The following is a 15,202-nucleotide window of genomic DNA, read 5'->3' on the forward strand; positions in this document are numbered from 1 at the left end:
GGAGGGGTACCGTTCGAGCCGTGCACTTCGTCATCATGGGCTGCGGCCGTGTCGGCGCCTCGCTCGCTCGTTCCCTCGAGCGCATCGGCCACGACGTCGCCGTCGTCGACCAGGACCCCAGCGCCTTCCGCCGCCTCGGCAGCGACTTCAACGGACGCCGGGTCGCCGGGGTCGGCTTCGACCGCGACACCCTGCTGCAGGCGGGGATCGAGGACGCCTACGCCCTCGCGGCCGTCTCGAGCGGCGACAACTCCAACATCCTCGCCGCGCGGGTGGCGCGTGAGACCTTCGGCGTCGAGCACGTCGTCGCGCGCATCTACGACCCCGACCGGGCGCAGGTCTACCAGCGCCTCGGCATCCCGACGGTCGCGACGGTCCGCTGGACCGCCGACCAGGTCCTGCGGCGGATGCTGCCCCAGGGTCAGGCCACCGAGATGACCGATGCCTCCGGCCGACTCGTCGTCGCCGAGATCCAGGTCTCGTCGGCCTGGGTGGGCCGCCGGCTGACCAGCCTCGAGGAGGCCACCGGCGCCCGCATCGCCTACATCACCAGGCTCGGCGAGGGCATCCTGCCGCGACCCCACACCGTCCACCAGGAGGGCGACCTGGTCCACCTGGTCATCCCCCGCGACCGGGTGCCCGACGTCGAGCGGATCCTCGACGGCCAGCCCCCGCAGGAGGTCTGAGTCATGCGCGTCGTCATCGTCGGAGCCGGGTCGGTCGGCCGGTCCATCGGCCAGGAGCTCCTGCAGAACGGCCACAGCGTCCTGCTCATCGACAAGGACGCCAACGAGAGCCGGGTCGCCAAGCTCGCCGAGGCCAGCTGGCTCTCGGGCGACGCCTGCGAGATCTCCACGCTCCAGGAGGCCGAGGTCCACACCAGCGACGTCGTCGTGTGCGCGACCGGTGACGACAAGGCCAACCTTGTCGTCTCCCTGCTCGCCAAGACCGAGTTCGGCGTGCCCCGCACCGTCGCCCGCGTCAACAACCCCAAGAACGAGTGGATGTTCGACGAGTCCTGGGGCGTCGACGTCGCGGTGTCCACGCCGCGCCTGATGACCGCCCTCGTCGAGGAGGCGGTGAGTGTCGGCGACCTCGTGCGCATCTTCGACTTCCAGCAGGGCAGCGCCGCGATGGCCGAGATCACCCTGCCGGCCGACAACCCCAATGTCGGTCGCCGCGTCGGCGACATCGACTTCCCCGTCGACACCCTGCTCGTCGGCATCATCCGCGACGGTCGCCCGATCGGTCCGACGGCCGACGACGCCCTCGAGGCGCACGACGAGCTCCTCCTGCTCACCACCGCCGAGGCCGAGCCCCAGCTCGAGGCGATGATGCGGCCCGGCTCGGCACCGCGGCGCCGCTCCTCCTGACGTCCCGGAGGGCGAAGGGGGATCAGGCGCGGCCGACGTCGACCGGCTGGACGAGCTCGTCGTCGGGGTCGATCGGGGTGTGCCCCTTGAGCAGCATCGCGCCCATCACGGCGACGGCACCCACCCACAGCGGCCAGCCGAGCACGACCTTGGAGATGGTCAGCCCGGCGACGTTGCCCGCGAGGTAGAGCGGACCCATGATCCCGACCCGGATGGCGTAGACGGCCACGAGCACGAGGGTCAGGCGGCTGCACACCCGCACGGCCGCCGCATTGCGGCGCCAGCGGAAGGGATCGCCGGCGGCCACCGCGGCCTGGTCGGCGACCCCGACCATGAGCCCGACGACCGGCCAGCGCACCAGCACCGACACCAGCGACCCGATGAGGTACGCGAGCGAGGTGAGGATCCCGGGTAGGAAGGCGTCCTCGGCATTGCCCGAACGGAGCGCGAAGAAGGCCGCGAGCGCGGTCGCGAAGACCCCGCCGAGGACGTACTGGAGGGTCTGCCGCTGCACCAGACGGACCACCGCGAAAGTCACGGTGAGCACGGCGGCCGCGCCGATCGCGAGGTTGCGCTCGCGGGTCGCCGACCAGACGATGACGAAGGCCAGCATGGGCATGGCCGCCTCGAGCGAACCCCGCAGCCCGCCGAGCGCCTCGCCGAGTCGGTGGCGGATCAGGGCCTCGACCGTGGGGTGGATCGGTGCGGCGATCGGCTCCGGGCCCTCAGCCGCCATGGCCGGGCAGGATCTCGTAGGCGGGGTTGTACATGACCGGCGTGCCCTTGGGACGGCACACGAGCCCGGTCGCCTTGACGTAGACACCCGGGTTGATCCCGCCGATGCTGCGCCGGCCGAGCCAGACGAGCTGCACCGTGCCGGACCCGTCGAAGACGTCGGCGACGAGCGCCGGGACGGTGACCTTGGGGCGGAGGGTGACGGCGGTGACCGTGCCCGCGACGGTGACGACCTCGCGGTCGGTCTCGTCGGTGATCGGCCGACACCCGTGGGCGCTGGCGGCGTCGCGCAGCTCGTCGGCCGCGACCTCGTCGTCGGAACGCCCCAGGTCGACCAGACGCCGCAGCAGCGTGGCCATCAGCGCACCTCGGTGATCTCGGGACCGCGCTCGAAGGGCTTGAGGTCGTCGACCGGGGCCTCGGCCTCCGGCTCGGCGGCAGCGGGTCGCTGCTGAGCCGCCGGCATCTGCAGGGGCAGCATCTCGCGCGGTGCCCGCGGGTCGTCACCGCGTACGACGACCGCCGTGCGCACGACCTCGTCGAAGCGGGTGCGCTCGCCCTCGTCGACGGCAGCGGAGCCGGAGTAGACCGCGCGCAGGAACCAGCGCGGGCCGTCGACGCCGGCGAAGACGGCGGGGGCGAAGACGGTGCGGCCCTGCGGGCCGGGCTGGGCCAGACGGCTGCGCAGCTCGTCGCCGAAGGGGCCGGGGACGCTCTCGACCGTGCCGCCACTGCCGGAGATCATCTCGGCGATCTCCTCACGGATCTCGTCCCAGATGCCCGCCGAACGCGGGGCGGCGAAGACCTGCAACTGGACGGCGCCGTGGTCGTCGGCGACCTGCACGGCCGTGACCTCGTCACTCTGCTGGTCGACCTCGAGACGCACCTCGGTGCCGGGCGTGGGGGCGAGCAGGAGCGCGCCCAGGTCGAGCAGCGCGCTGACGTCGGTGACGTCGTTGGAGTCGCGCGGGCCGGTAGCGGCGTCGGCGACGGTCTCGTCGGCCGGTGCGGCAGGGTCGACGGCGTCGGTCGTCGGGTCCGGGGCGGTGCTCGCCTCGTCCGCTGCGGCAGCGGCCTTCTTCTTGCGCCCGAACATCACTCACGTCCTGTCGTCGACTCCGGGCCGAAGCCCCCAGTGGATCCGTGCCCAGTCTCTCCCCGTGGGCTGGGTGGAAGCGAATCGGAGAGCTCGAAGAGCCCCTCGGCGACCTCCTGGAGCACCAGCTGGGCGATCCGGTCCCCCACGCGGACGGTGAAGGACTCCCGCGGGTCGAGGTTGACGAGGTTGACGAGGACCTCGCCGCGATAGCCGGAGTCGACGGTGCCGGGGGCATTGACCACGGAGATGCCGTGGCTGGCCGCGAGCCCCGAGCGCGGGTGCACCAGCCCGACCCAGCCGTGCGGGATCGCGAGGCTGACGCCGGTGGGCACGAGCGCCCGCTCCCCCGGTGCGAGGGTCACCTCCGCGACGGAGGTGAGGTCCGCGCCCGCGTCGCCGTGCTGGGCATAGGCGGGCGCGACGGCGTCCCGGTGCACGAGGCGCACCGGGACGGTGATCTGACGGGCTCCGTCAGTCACGGGTCAGGCAGCGCACTCGGTGCAGACCGGACCGTTCTTGCCGTCGCTGGCCAGCTGACTGCGGTGGTGGACGAGGAAGCAGCTCGTGCAGGTGAACTCGTCCGCCTGGCGCGGGACGACCCGCACCGACATCTCCTCGCCGGAGAGGTCGGCGCCGGGCAGCTCGAAGCCCTCGGCCATCTCGGTCTCGTCGACGTCGACATTGGCGGAGGTCGCGTCACCGCGACGGGACTTGAGCTCCTCGATGGAGTCCTCTGACAGGTCGTCGTCGGTCTTGCGAGGGGCGTCGTAATCGGTCGCCATCTCTCCTGATTCCTTGGGGGTTAGCAGGGCTGAAAACGTGATGCGCCGTCATCAACGCAGCAAGTGCTGAATTTGTGCCCGGCGCGCCGGATTGTGCCCCATCGGCGGGGCGAACGCCACCTCTTTGGGGTCAGCGCCCGGATTCTGGTCCGACGGCGGTGACGGCCGCGGCCAGCACGCCACTCATCTCGGCGTGCACGCCGGGAGCCCCGGCGAGGGTCATCCGCTCCCGCGGGGCCCCGCCGGCGAGGTCGGTGACCACGGCTCCGGCCTCGGTCGCGACGAGCCACCCGGCCGCCATGTCCCAGGGGTTGAGGCCGCGCTCGTGGTAGACGTCGAGACTCCCTTCGGCGATGCGGCACAGGTCGAGGGCCGCGCTGCCGAGCCGCCGGATGTCGCGCACCCGCGGCAGGACGTGGGTGAGGACCGCCGCCTGCCAGGCCCGACGGTCGGCGTCGTAGCCGAAGCCGGTGCCGCACAGCGCGAGCTCGAGCGGGGTCTCGCCCACCTGCAGGCGGCGCGGCTCCTCGTCACCGACGCCGCGCCACGACCCGCCGCCGAGCCAGGCGCGATAGCGCTCCCCCGTCACCGGGTTGACGACCGCACCGGCCACCGGTCGCCAGCCGCCGTCGACCGTCGGGTCACCGACGACCGCGGCCACCGACACCGCATAGGCAGGGATCTCGTAGAGGTAGTTGACGGTGCCGTCGATCGGGTCGACGACCCACGTGATGCCCGAGGTACCGGCGCGTCCGCCGCGCTCCTCCCCCGCGAAGCCGTCGTCCGGCCGCAGCTGCCCGAGCCGGGCGAGCAGGTGGTCCTGGCTGCGCTGGTCCATGACGGTGACGACATCGGTGCGCGAGGTCTTGGTCTCGGCGACACCCAGGTCACGGGGGCGCTCGACGGTGATGAGCTCGCCCGCCTCGACCGCGACCGTCAGGGCGATCTCGGCGAGCTCGGCCGGGTCGACGCCGGCAGGCAGGGTCGGCGCGGGTGTGGCGGTCACGTCAGTCCGATCCGCACGACGCCGGCAGGGCCTCGCGCAGGTTGGGGCAGCAGCCGGCCGGGCAGACCGCAGGGTGGGAGTCGAGGTCGCGCCACGTGGCGCGCACCGGCTGCTCGCCGCGCGCCTGCGCAGCCCGCTCGAGCATGAGGTCGACGAGTCCGCGGACGAAGTCGCCGTCAGCCCCCGGGGTCGGCACACGGGTCATCCCCAGACCGACCTCCGCGGCCGTTGCCGCGGCCTCGACGTCGAGGTCGTGGACGACCTCCATGTGGTCGGAGACGAAGCCGATCGGCACGACGACGACGTGGCGCACTCCTTCGTCGGCCAGCTCGCGGATCCGGTCGTTGACGTCCGGCTCCAGCCAGGGTGTGCGCGGCGAGCCCGAGCGGGAGCAGAAGGTCAGCCCCGCTGGCAGGTCGGTGGCGAGGACCGCGTCGACCTCGGCGGTGATCGCCGCGGCGAGCTCGGCCTGGTCCGCGGAGTAGGCCCGCCCGTCGCCGTCGCCGGGCCCGGAGGTCTCGTCCATCGCGTCGGGGATCGAGTGGGTGACGTAGAGCAGCGCGACGGCATCGGCACCGACCGCCTCCACGGCGGCCCGCACACCGGCAAGGGTGTCGCGTGCCAGGGTCGCGGCGAAGCCGGGGTGCTCCCCGAAGGGCCGGACCTTGTCGACGACGAGACCCGGTCTCCCTTCGACCGCCTCGGCCAGGCCCTCGCGGTACTGACGGCACGAGGAGTAGCTGCGCCAGGCGCTCGTCGGCACCACGAGCACGTGCCGTGCCCCGCCCGCCTCCAGCTCGTCGAGCGCCTCCGGGACGAAGGGGGTGGAGTTGCGGTTGCCCAGGGCCACCGGCAGGGGGCACTCACGGGCCGTGAGCTCGGCGGTCAGGTCGGCGACGAGCCGCCGGTTGAGCGCGGGCAGCGGGCTGACGCCGCCGACCCGCTCGTAGTGCGCGCCCACCTCGACCAGTCGCTCGTCGGGCACGCCGCGGCCGGCCGTCACCCGGCGCAGGAAGGGCAGGACCTCGTCAGGCCCCTCGGGGCCGCCGAAGGACTGCACGAGGACCGCGTCGTACGGGCGAAGGGGGTGGTCGTTCACCGAGTCGGGCATGGACACAAGGTATCCCGCGGCGTGTGCGTCCACGGATCGGGCCGAGCAGGTGGCAGAGTCGTGCCAGGACGATGGACGAGAGGGATTGTTGATGCGCGACCTGCGACTCATCGGGGTGCATGACGACGGCGAGCACCTCGTGGTGACCGACGATGCCGGCGAGGAGTACCGCCTGCGCATCGACGAGCCCCTACGCGCCGCGGCACGACGGGACCGACCCCGCCTGGGCCAGCTGCAGATCGCCATCGACAACAACGTGCGACCCCGCGAGGTCCAGGCGATGATCCGAGCCGGCGCCAGCGCCGACGAGGTCGCCGCCCGCACCGGCTGGGACCTCGACAAGATCGCCCGCTTCGAGGGACCCGTCCTCGCCGAGCGCGAGCACGTGGCGACCCGGGCGCAGGCCGTGCGCTTGCGCGGCACCAACCAGGCCGGCTCCCCCGAGACCCTCGCCCAGCGCGCGGCGACCCGCCTCACCGGGCGCGGTGTCGAGCCCTCCTCGGTCGAGTGGGACGCCTTCCGCGACGCCGAGGGCCAGTGGACCGTCTCCGCGGTCTTCGCCGCGGGCGGTCGCGACCGCACGGCCACGTGGTGGTTCGACCTCGCCGGCATGAGCGTCGTGGCCAAGAACGACGAGGCCAAGTGGCTCTCCGAGGCCGACACCCCGCAGGCGGGCCCGGTCCCGACCCCCGTGCACCGGCCGACCGCGGTCTTCGACGTCGAGGTCGAGGAGACCAAGGCCGAGCGGGCGACCCGGGCCAACACCGACGACCTGATCAACTCCATGCGCGAGCACTCCGGCGCCAAGAGCCGTCGCCGTGGCGGCGGTCGCCGCAAGCGCGCGAGCGAGGCCGCCGCCGCGCCGGCGCACGACGACGCCCTGCCTCTCGAGGAGCTGCCGCCCCCGGCGCGCGGCACCCACCCGCGTGACGAGCAGCCGGCCGAGCCGACGCAGACCCAGCCCACCCCCGAGCAGGCGCCCGGGCAGTCCTCGGCCGGCTCCGAGCCGACTCAGGCACAGGCCGAGGCGCAGCCGGCTCCGGCCACCGACGGGCCCACTCCGGCGTCCTCGACACCGGCCGAGTCCAAGGACGACACGCCTGTCGAGCCCGAGGACGTCACGCCCGACGAGGTATCTGGCCCCGCGGGCGACGCGGCCGACTCGGAGTCCACCGACACCGAGTCCGGCTCCGACACCGAGTCGGACGACCTGGCCGCGTCCGAGGGCACGGCACCGCAGGCTGAGGCAGAGACCGAGGCGGCGCCGCAGCCCCAGGAGTCCTCGGCCAAGGGTCGTGGCCGCAAGGGCCGCAAGGGCGTGCCGAGCTGGGACGACGTGATGTTCGGGACGACCCGGGACTGACCGCCCCGGGCGTCACCCGGGCGGCGGGACCGGGCAGGCGTCAAGGTCGAAGGGCAGGACGTCCGCCGACTGGGCCGCGGTCTGGGCCGCACGCGAGTTCATCCGCCGCATGTGGTGGCGGCGGCAGAGCACCTCGTACTCCACGTGGCTCTCCCGGGCGGGCTCCGCGGTGTCCCCGACGACGACCTGCTCGCCCTCGACGACCATGACCCCGTCGACCACGCGGGCATTGTGCGTCGCCCGACGGCCGCACCAGCACAGCGCCGACACCTGCAGCACCTGGGTGCGGTCGGCGAGCTCGATGAGCCGCTGGCTCCCCGGGAAGAGCTCGGTGCGGAAGTCGCTCGTGATCCCGAAGGCGAAGACCTCGATGTCGAGCTCGTCGACGATCCGCGCGAGCTGGTCGACCTGCTCACGCGTGTAGAACTGCGCCTCGTCGCAGATGAGGTAGTCGACCCGCGCACCGGCAGTGAGCGAGGCGACGACCGTCTCCCAGAAGTCGAGCTCCTCGGCGACTTCGACCGCGCTCGTCGACAGACCCAGGCGCGAGGAGAGCACTGCCTCGCCCGAGCGGTCGAGGCGGGTGAAGATGATGCCGACCCGGCCCCTGGCCCGGTGGTTGTGGTCCATCTGCAACGCGAGGGTGGACTTGCCGCAGTCCATCGTGCCGGCGAAGAAGATCAGCTCGGCCACGTCAGTGCTCCCGGGGGTCGAGGACGAGCCACGGGATCGCAACCTCGTCGGTGGTGATCGACCCGTGCACACCGAGTAGGGCCCGCAGCTCCGGACGGTGGCGACGCGAGTCGACGACCGCCACCGGCCCGGTCATCGCGGCGATGACATCGCCGATGCGGGGCCGGACGAGGTCGCTGACCGGACCGAACCACCCGCGGGCGATGGCGTCGTCGGCGTCGAGGACGACGGCGTCGTCGCCGAGGCGTCCGCGCCAGACCGCGAGGACGTCCTCGCGAGCCCCGGGCACGACGTGCAGCTGCAGGCAGCGGGGCTCCCCCGCGACGTGCCGCACGCCGGCGTCGAGCTCGGCGTCGTGCGCCATGTCGGGTCGCGCGTCCAGCGGGACGTCGACCATGCCGTGGTCGGCCGTGATGTGCAGGGTGGTGTCGGGCGGCATCAGCCCGGCGAGGCGGGCCAGCTCGGCGTCGACGGCCTCGAGCTCGTCGCCCCACTCCAGCGACCCGACGCCGTGCACGTGACCGACCTTGTCGAGGTCACCCCAGTAGAGGTAGACGAGGGAGCGAGACTGTGCCCGAAGGGCGCTCACCGTCGCGTCGACCCGAGCCGCCAGGCTGGAGGCGGCGGTGAAGCGGCCGCCTCGCAAGGCGGCCTCGGTGAGACCGGAGCCGTCGAAGAACCCCGGCCCGACCCGGGTCACCGAGACCCCGGCGTCGTGGGCGGCCTCGAAGACCGTGGGAGCCGGTTGCCAGCGCCGCGGCTCGGGGCCCTCCTCCCAGGACAGCTCGTTGAAGACGGTGTCGCTCTGGGGGTCGTAGGCCTCGTAGCCGACGAGCCCGTGCGCCCCGGCGAGCGATCCGGTGCCGAAGGTGCCCATCGAGGTGGCCGTCGTCGACGGGAAGCCGCAGTCGAGGGTCACCGCAGCCTGCGGGTCCTGCAGCAGGCGGCGCAGGAAGGGGGCGTGGCCACCGCGACGGGCGAGCAGTGCCGCGCCGAGACCGTCGACGAGGACGACGACGGCCCGACGGGTGGGACGAAGGGGGCGGTCCCCCGGCCCGGCGAGTCCGGGCACCCCGAGGCTCGTCGCGACGGCGGGCAGCAGCCGGTCCAGTCGCGGCGTGGCCGGCAACAGCGACGAGTGCTGGTGGTCGTGGAGGGTCATGCGGCGGGTCAGTGCCCGATGCTCGCCGACAGGTCGCGGGCGAACTCGATGGCGCGGTCGAGCGCCTCACGGCCTTCGGCCTCCGCGCTGATCCGCAGGGCGATGTCGTCGCTCGTGATGGTGCCGTCGTAGCCGTGGTCGCCGCCCTCGCAGTCCGGGTCGTTGCACTGCGCGGGCAGCAGGTCGACGCGGCTGACCGCGCCCCAGCCGATGGTGAGCGTGACCGCGCTGCCGAGGGACCCGGGCACATAGCTCGAGGGGTCACCGACGACGTGGGTCAGCATGACGCCGCGCACCGAGGCGAGCGGGATGCACTCGGTCGTGGCCGTGGCGATCTCGTGGGCCCCGGAGAAGTGGTCCGGGAAGTCGTCGGCGTGGGCGACGACGAGCCGGGTGCCGGTGCGGGCGAAGACCGTGATGTGCCGCCGCACGGCGTCCTGGTCGAAGGTCGTCTCCTGGTGCACGAGGTGACCGTGCACGTCCTCGGACCCGACCGCGGCCTTGATGACGTCGGCGACGAGGGCCGGGTAGTAGCCCGCGCGCTCGATGTCGGCCATGAGGGCGTCCGGGAGCGAGATCGCCGTGAGATCAGCAGGTGCGGGCATGTGGGCCATTGTGCCCCAGCGTCAGGTGAGGCTCCGCGCGCCGGTGTCGATCCGGCGACGGGTCACCGGCGCGATCATGACGTCGGCGCCGAGCACCGTGGCGCCCTCGGGATGGGCGACGACGGGGTTGAGCTCGACGGACGACAGCTCGAGGAAGTCGTCGGACATGATCGACAGCCGCCCGAGGATGTCCTCGAGCGCCGCCCGGTCGACCGGCGCCGCGCCGTCGTGCCCCATGAGCAGTGGGGCGAGCTTGAGGTCCTCGACGAGCTCGCGCACGTCGACGTCGGTGAGCGGCGGGATCCGGTAGGCGATGTCGTCGAGCAGGGTCGTCGGCGCGCCCGCGATGCTGAAGGAGACGACCGGCCCGAAGAGGGGGTCCTCCAGCGTCGAGAGCACCGTCGAGACCCCCGGCCGGGCCATCCGCTGCACGACGAAGTAGTTGGCGTCCATCGGCGCCAGCCGCCGGTCCAGAGCCTCGAAGGCCGAGCGCACCGCGTGCGCGTCGTGCAGGTCGACGCGGATGCCCTCGAGGAGGGCCTGCCCACGCACCAGCGGGGAGAGTGACTTGACGACGACCGGGTAGCCGACCTCCTCCGCGATGGCGACGGCCTCGTCGGCGTCAGCCGCCTCGAACCGGGGCCACACGTCGATGCCGTAGGCGGCGAGCAGCTCACGGGACTCGTCGCTCGTCAGGGCCCGGCCCTCCGGGTCCTCCTCGAGCACCCGGTCGAGCAGCGCCCGCGCAGCCCACCGGTCGATGCCGTCGCGCACGACGGTCTCGCCCTTGTCCTTGTCGCGCCACTGCCCGTAGTCCGTCGCCAGGGCCAGGGCCCGGATGGCCTCCTCGGGCATCGGGTAGAGCGGCACGGCCTGGCGCGGGGTGTCGTCGGCGACCTCACCGGTCTCGTGGAGGAAGGCGGCGTCACCCCCTTCGTCGACGCCGCGCAGACCGAGCAGCGTCGCCACGCACGGCTTGTCGGATCGGGAGGCGGCGTGCCGCAGGGCCTCGACGACCTCCTGGTCCAGGGCACCGACGGGCGGGATGAAGCAGACGATGACGGAGTCGACGTCGGGGTCACCGAAGGCGGCGTCGACCGCTCTCTGGAACTCGCGCGCCGAGGCCTCGGTCGGGATGGCGACCGGACCGTGCACGACCTCGAGGCCGCGCTCGGTGGCGTTGTCGGCGCACAGCGCGGCCAGCTGGCTGGAGTTGCCGACGATGGCCACGCGGCGCCCCGCCGGCAGCGGCTGGTGGACGAGCAGTTGCGCGACGTCAAACATCTGGTGGACGTTTTCGCAGTGGATGACCCCGGCCTGCTGCAGCATCGAGCCGAAGACGTGCGGCTGGACCTTGGGCTTGCGGACCTTGTGCCCGGGGGGCGCGCCGTAGGTCGCCGACGCCGGCTTGACGACGATGACCGGCTTGTTGGAGGCGAGGTGGCGGGCGACACGGGAAAACTTGCGCGGGTTGCCCATCGACTCGAGATAGAGCCCCACCGCGTGGGTGCGCTCGTCGTCGACCCAGTACTGCATGAGGTCGTTGCCGGAGACGTCGACCCGGTTGCCCGCGGAGGCGAAGACCGAGATGCCGAGGTTGCGTCGCGCCGCCGAGTCGAGGTTGGCGATCGCGAGCGCGCCACTCTGCGAAAACAGGCCGAGGTGGCCCGGGCGCGGGATGACCGGGGTCAGGGTCGCGTTGAGACTCACCGCGGGGTCGTTGTTGATCAGGCCGAAGGAGTTGGGTCCGAGCACCCGCATGCCGTGGGTCCGGGCGAGCCGGAGCACCTCCTGCTGCCGCGCGGCCCCGGCCTCGTCGACCTCGGCGAAGCCCGAGGAGATGATGAGCAGGGTCTTGACCCCCGCCGCGGCGCACTCGAGGACGACCTGGGTCACCCGCTCGGCGGGCACCGCGATGACGGCGAGCTCGACTCCCCCGTCGATCTCGCCGACCGTGCGCACGGCCGTCAGGCCGAGGATCTCCCCCGCGTCCGGGTTGACGGCGTGGACCTGACCGGTGAAGCCGCCGTCGAGGACCTGCTTGAGCACCTGGTGGCCGATGGCCCGCTCACGCCGGCTGGCGCCGATGACCGCCACCGAGGTCGGATGGAGCATGGCCCGCACGCTCTGCGACTCGGCGCGGTGCTCGCGGGCGAAGCGCACCGACAGCGACTCGGCGGTGGGCTCGATGGCGAAGTGGAGGGTGACGACCCCGTCCTCGAGGCGGCGGCTCACCTGGTAGCCGGCCTCGGAGAAGACGGAGAGCATCTTGCGGTTGTGCGGCAACACCTCCGCCTCGAACTCGGTGATGTCGCCGGCGTGGGCGATGGCCGCGAGGTGCTCGAGCAGCACCGACCCGATGCCCTTGCCGTGGTAGTCGTCGGAGATGTTGAACGCGACCTCGGCAGTGTGCGGGCCCACCCGGTCGTAGCGCCCGATGCCGATGATGTCGTCGCCGATCGTCGCGACGAGCGCCATCCGGTCGTGGTAGTCGACCTCGGTGAAGCGCTTGATGTCGCGGTCGCTCAGGGTGCGCATCGGCGCGAAGAAGCGCAGATAGATCGACTCGTCGGACTGGCGCGAGTGGAAGTGCCGGATGCCGTCGGCATCGGACGGCTTGATCGGCCGCAGTCTGCAGACCGAGCCGTCCCGCAGGACGACGTCGGCCTCCGCCAGCACCGGGTACCCCGGTGGGAGCTCCGTCATGTCCCCAATCCTGCCACGGGCCCCCGTGCCGCCCCCGCGGCAGGTCACGTGTGTCGGTCCCGGCCCGACAGCGGCGAAGGGGGAAGATGGGTGGGCTCATCAGCACCAGCCCACGAGGAGTCACCGCCCGCATGGCCCGCCGTCCCGCAGCCTCTCCCCCCGCCGACGTCCCGGAGCGGATCGTCGACATCGACGTCGCGGACGAGATGCGCAATGCCTTCCTCGAGTACAGCTACTCGGTGATCCACGCGCGCGCCCTGCCCGACGCCCGTGACGGCCTCAAGCCGGTGCACCGCCGCATCCTCTACTCGATGAGCGAGATGGGCCTGCGCCCCGAGCGCGGTCACGTCAAGTCCTCCCGCGTCGTCGGAGAGGTCATGGGCAAGTACCACCCGCACGGCGACTCGGCGATCTACGACGCCCTCGTGCGCATGGCCCAGCCCTTCTCCATGCGCCTGCCCCTCGTCGACGGCCACGGCAACTTCGGCTCGCTCGACGACGGCCCGGCCGCCAGCCGCTACACCGAGGCCCGGATGGCCCCCGCGGCGCTGCTCATGGTGACCGGGCTCGACGAGGACACCGTCCCCTTCGTCCCCAACTACGACGACCAGCTGCTGCAGCCCGAGGTGCTGCCCGCGGCCTACCCCAACCTCCTCGTCAACGGCACCACCGGCATCGCCGTCGGCATGGCGACCAACATGCCGCCGCACAACCTCGTCGAGGTCATCGGCGCGGCCCGGCACCTGCTGACCCACCCCGACGCCAGCCTCGACGACCTGATGAAGTTCGTCCCCGGCCCGGACCTGCCCGGTGGCGGGCGGATCATCGGCCTCGACGGGATCCGCGACGCCTACCTCACCGGGCGCGGCAGCTTCCGTACCCGCGCGACGACGCGCATCGACAAGGTCTCGCCGCGCCGCCAGGGCATCATCGTCACCGAGCTGCCCTACCTCGTCGGCCCCGAAAAGGTCATCGAGAAGATCAAGGACGCCGTCCAGGCGAAGAAGCTGCAGGGCATCGCCGACGTCAAGGACCTCACCGACCGCGAGTCCGGGCTGCAGCTGGTCATCGAGATCAAAAACGGCTTCAACCCCGAGGCGGTCCTTGAGCAGCTGTACAAGCTGACCCCGATGGAGGACTCCTTCTCCATCAACAACGTCGCGCTCGTCGACGGGCAGCCCCGGACCATGGGGCTGAAGGAGCTGCTCACCGTCTACGTCGACTTCCGTCGGGACGTCGTGCGGCGCCGCAGCGAGTACCGCCTGGCCAAGCGCCGCGAGCGGCTGCACCTCGTCGAGGGCCTGCTCATCGCGATCCTCGACATCGACGAGGTCATCCAGGTCATCCGCAGCAGCGACGACGCGTCGATCGCGCGCACCCGCCTGCAGGAGGTCTTCGACCTCTCCGAGGTCCAGGCGACCTTCATCCTCGACCTGCAGCTGCGCCGCCTGACGAAGTTCTCCAAGCTCGAGCTCGAGCGTGAGCAGAGCGAGCTGCTCGAGCAGATCGCCGCGCTCGAGGAGATCCTCGGCGACGACAAGGTGATGACCCGGCTGATCTCCGGCGAGCTCGCCGACGTCGCCAAGAAGCACGGCGACCCCCGCCGCACGGTCCTGCTCGAGTCGGCCGGGCAGCCGGCCGCGGCCTCCACGCCGCTCGAGGTCGCCGACGACCCGTGCTGGGTGCTGCTGTCGAGCACCGGTCTGCTCGCCCGCACCAGCGACGCCGAGCCCCTGTCCACCGAGGGCGGGCGGTCCAAGCACGACGCGATCGTCGCGGCGGTGCGCACCACGGCCCGTGGCGAGGTGGCCGTGGTCACCTCGGCCGGGCGGATGGTCCGGCTCGGGGCCCTCGAGCTGCCCACCCTGCCCCCGTCCAACGGCGCCCCCACCCTCTCCGGCGGCGCGCCGCTCGCGGCCTACGTCGACCTGCCGGGTGACGAGACCCCGCTGACGCTGATGAGCCTGTCGAGCGACTCGCCCGGCCTGGCCCTGGGCACCGCCCGGGGCGTGGTCAAGCGGGTGACGACCGACTACCCCAAGGGCCACTCCTGGGAGGCCATCTCGCTCAAGGACGGCGACCGCGTCGTCGGCGCCGTCGAGCTCAAGACCGGCGAGGAGGAGCTCGTCTTCGTCACCAGCCAGGCCAGCCTGCTGCACTTCTCCGCCGCCGACGTCCGCCCGCAGGGCCGCTCCGGGGGCGGCGTCGCCGGCATCCGGCTCACCGACGACGCCCAGGTCGTCTTCTTCGGCGCCGTCGACCTCAACCACGACAACATCGTCGTCACGGTGTCGGGCTCCTCCGACGCGCTGCCGGGCACCGACGCCGGCTCGTGGAAGGTCACCTCCTTCGACGAGTACCCCGGCAAGGGTCGCGCCACCGCCGGTGTGCGCGCCCACCGCTTCCTCAAGGGCGAGGACGTGCTGATCACCGCCTGGGTGGGCCGCGCCGGCGCCCGTGCCGCGCAACCCAACGGCGTGGCGATCACCCTGCCCGACGCCGACGCCCGCCGCGACGGCTCCGGCACCCCCGCCTCCGCCGTGATCGGTGGCATCGGCTCCCTCTGA

Annotated in this window: 15 protein-coding genes; 4 read left to right on the forward strand and 11 right to left on the reverse strand. The window is 72.5% G+C overall.

Features of this window, described 5'->3' with window-relative positions:
* The first annotated feature begins 20 nt into the window (after window positions 1-20).
* Together B9B60_RS06750 and B9B60_RS06755 are read left to right on the forward strand one after the other, a co-directional pair.
* Window positions 21-686: a potassium channel family protein gene (locus tag B9B60_RS06750; RefSeq protein WP_084450434.1), complete on the forward strand. Its 666-nt coding sequence runs from the start codon at window positions 21-23 to the stop codon at window positions 684-686.
* Between the two features lie 3 nt (window positions 687-689).
* Window positions 690-1,373 carry a potassium channel family protein gene (locus B9B60_RS06755; RefSeq protein ID WP_084450435.1) on the forward strand — a complete coding sequence of 228 codons (684 nt, stop codon included), beginning with the start codon at window positions 690-692 and terminating at the stop codon, window positions 1,371-1,373.
* A gap of 22 nt (window positions 1,374-1,395) precedes the next feature.
* On the opposite strand, the gene B9B60_RS06760 is transcribed toward B9B60_RS06755, so the two are convergent.
* The 7 genes from B9B60_RS06760 to B9B60_RS06790 form a co-directional block, all read right to left on the reverse strand.
* The gene (locus tag B9B60_RS06760) at window positions 1,396-2,109 is read right to left on the reverse strand and encodes a DUF3159 domain-containing protein (protein WP_084450436.1); all 714 of its coding nucleotides are present in this window, start codon (window positions 2,107-2,109) and stop codon (window positions 1,396-1,398) included.
* Entirely contained in the window at window positions 2,099-2,467 is a 369-nt protein-coding gene (locus tag B9B60_RS06765; RefSeq protein WP_084450437.1) for an OB-fold nucleic acid binding domain-containing protein, read from the reverse strand. The genes B9B60_RS06760 and B9B60_RS06765 overlap by 11 nt, the downstream gene beginning before the upstream one ends.
* A complete protein-coding gene (locus B9B60_RS06770; protein ID WP_084450438.1) occupies window positions 2,467-3,204 on the reverse strand; it encodes a DUF3710 domain-containing protein in 738 nt (245 codons plus the stop codon). The genes B9B60_RS06765 and B9B60_RS06770 overlap by 1 nt, the downstream gene beginning before the upstream one ends.
* A complete protein-coding gene (dut, locus tag B9B60_RS06775; RefSeq protein WP_084450439.1) occupies window positions 3,204-3,686 on the reverse strand; it encodes a dUTP diphosphatase in 483 nt (160 codons plus the stop codon). The genes B9B60_RS06770 and dut overlap by 1 nt, the downstream gene beginning before the upstream one ends.
* A 3-nt stretch (window positions 3,687-3,689) precedes the next feature.
* Window positions 3,690-3,989: a DUF4193 domain-containing protein gene (locus B9B60_RS06780; RefSeq protein WP_068317285.1), complete on the reverse strand. Its 300-nt coding sequence runs from the start codon at window positions 3,987-3,989 to the stop codon at window positions 3,690-3,692.
* A gap of 130 nt (window positions 3,990-4,119) precedes the next feature.
* Window positions 4,120-4,995 (reverse strand): inositol monophosphatase family protein, encoded by an 876-nt coding sequence (locus B9B60_RS06785; RefSeq protein ID WP_234993779.1) that lies wholly within the window; start codon window positions 4,993-4,995, stop codon window positions 4,120-4,122.
* Window position 4,996: 1 nt separating this feature from the next.
* Window positions 4,997-6,106: a ferrochelatase gene (locus B9B60_RS06790; protein WP_084450440.1), complete on the reverse strand. Its 1,110-nt coding sequence runs from the start codon at window positions 6,104-6,106 to the stop codon at window positions 4,997-4,999.
* A 91-nt stretch (window positions 6,107-6,197) separates the two neighbouring features.
* Here B9B60_RS06790 and sepH point away from each other — a divergent pair, with 91 nt between their 5' ends.
* Window positions 6,198-7,469, forward strand: a complete 1,272-nt coding sequence (sepH, locus tag B9B60_RS06795) for a septation protein SepH (protein WP_159451166.1) — start codon at window positions 6,198-6,200, stop codon at window positions 7,467-7,469.
* Window positions 7,470-7,481: 12 nt separating this feature from the next.
* Here sepH and B9B60_RS06800 read toward each other — a convergent pair whose 3' ends face one another.
* Genes B9B60_RS06800 through B9B60_RS06815 form a run of 4 tightly spaced genes read right to left on the reverse strand, consistent with a single transcriptional unit; the run spans window position 7,482 to window position 12,635 of the window.
* The gene (locus B9B60_RS06800) at window positions 7,482-8,162 is read right to left on the reverse strand and encodes a thymidine kinase (protein ID WP_084450442.1); all 681 of its coding nucleotides are present in this window, start codon (window positions 8,160-8,162) and stop codon (window positions 7,482-7,484) included.
* Between the two features lies 1 nt (window position 8,163).
* Entirely contained in the window at window positions 8,164-9,324 is a 1,161-nt protein-coding gene (locus B9B60_RS06805) for an alkaline phosphatase family protein (protein WP_084450443.1), read from the reverse strand.
* An 8-nt stretch (window positions 9,325-9,332) separates the two neighbouring features.
* Window positions 9,333-9,938, reverse strand: coding sequence for a DUF5998 family protein (locus B9B60_RS06810; protein ID WP_084450444.1), 606 nt, complete (start codon window positions 9,936-9,938; stop codon window positions 9,333-9,335).
* A 12-nt stretch (window positions 9,939-9,950) separates the two neighbouring features.
* On the reverse strand, window positions 9,951-12,635 hold the full coding sequence (locus B9B60_RS06815) for a bifunctional acetate--CoA ligase family protein/GNAT family N-acetyltransferase (protein ID WP_084450445.1): 2,685 nt from the start codon (window positions 12,633-12,635) through the stop codon (window positions 9,951-9,953).
* Window positions 12,636-12,766: 131 nt separating this feature from the next.
* Between B9B60_RS06815 and B9B60_RS06820 the strand changes: the two genes are divergently transcribed.
* Window positions 12,767-15,202, forward strand: coding sequence for a DNA gyrase/topoisomerase IV subunit A (locus tag B9B60_RS06820; RefSeq protein ID WP_084450446.1), 2,436 nt, complete (start codon window positions 12,767-12,769; stop codon window positions 15,200-15,202).

This window comes from Janibacter indicus, assembly GCF_900176385.1.
GTDB classification, from domain to species: domain Bacteria; phylum Actinomycetota; class Actinomycetes; order Actinomycetales; family Dermatophilaceae; genus Janibacter; species Janibacter indicus.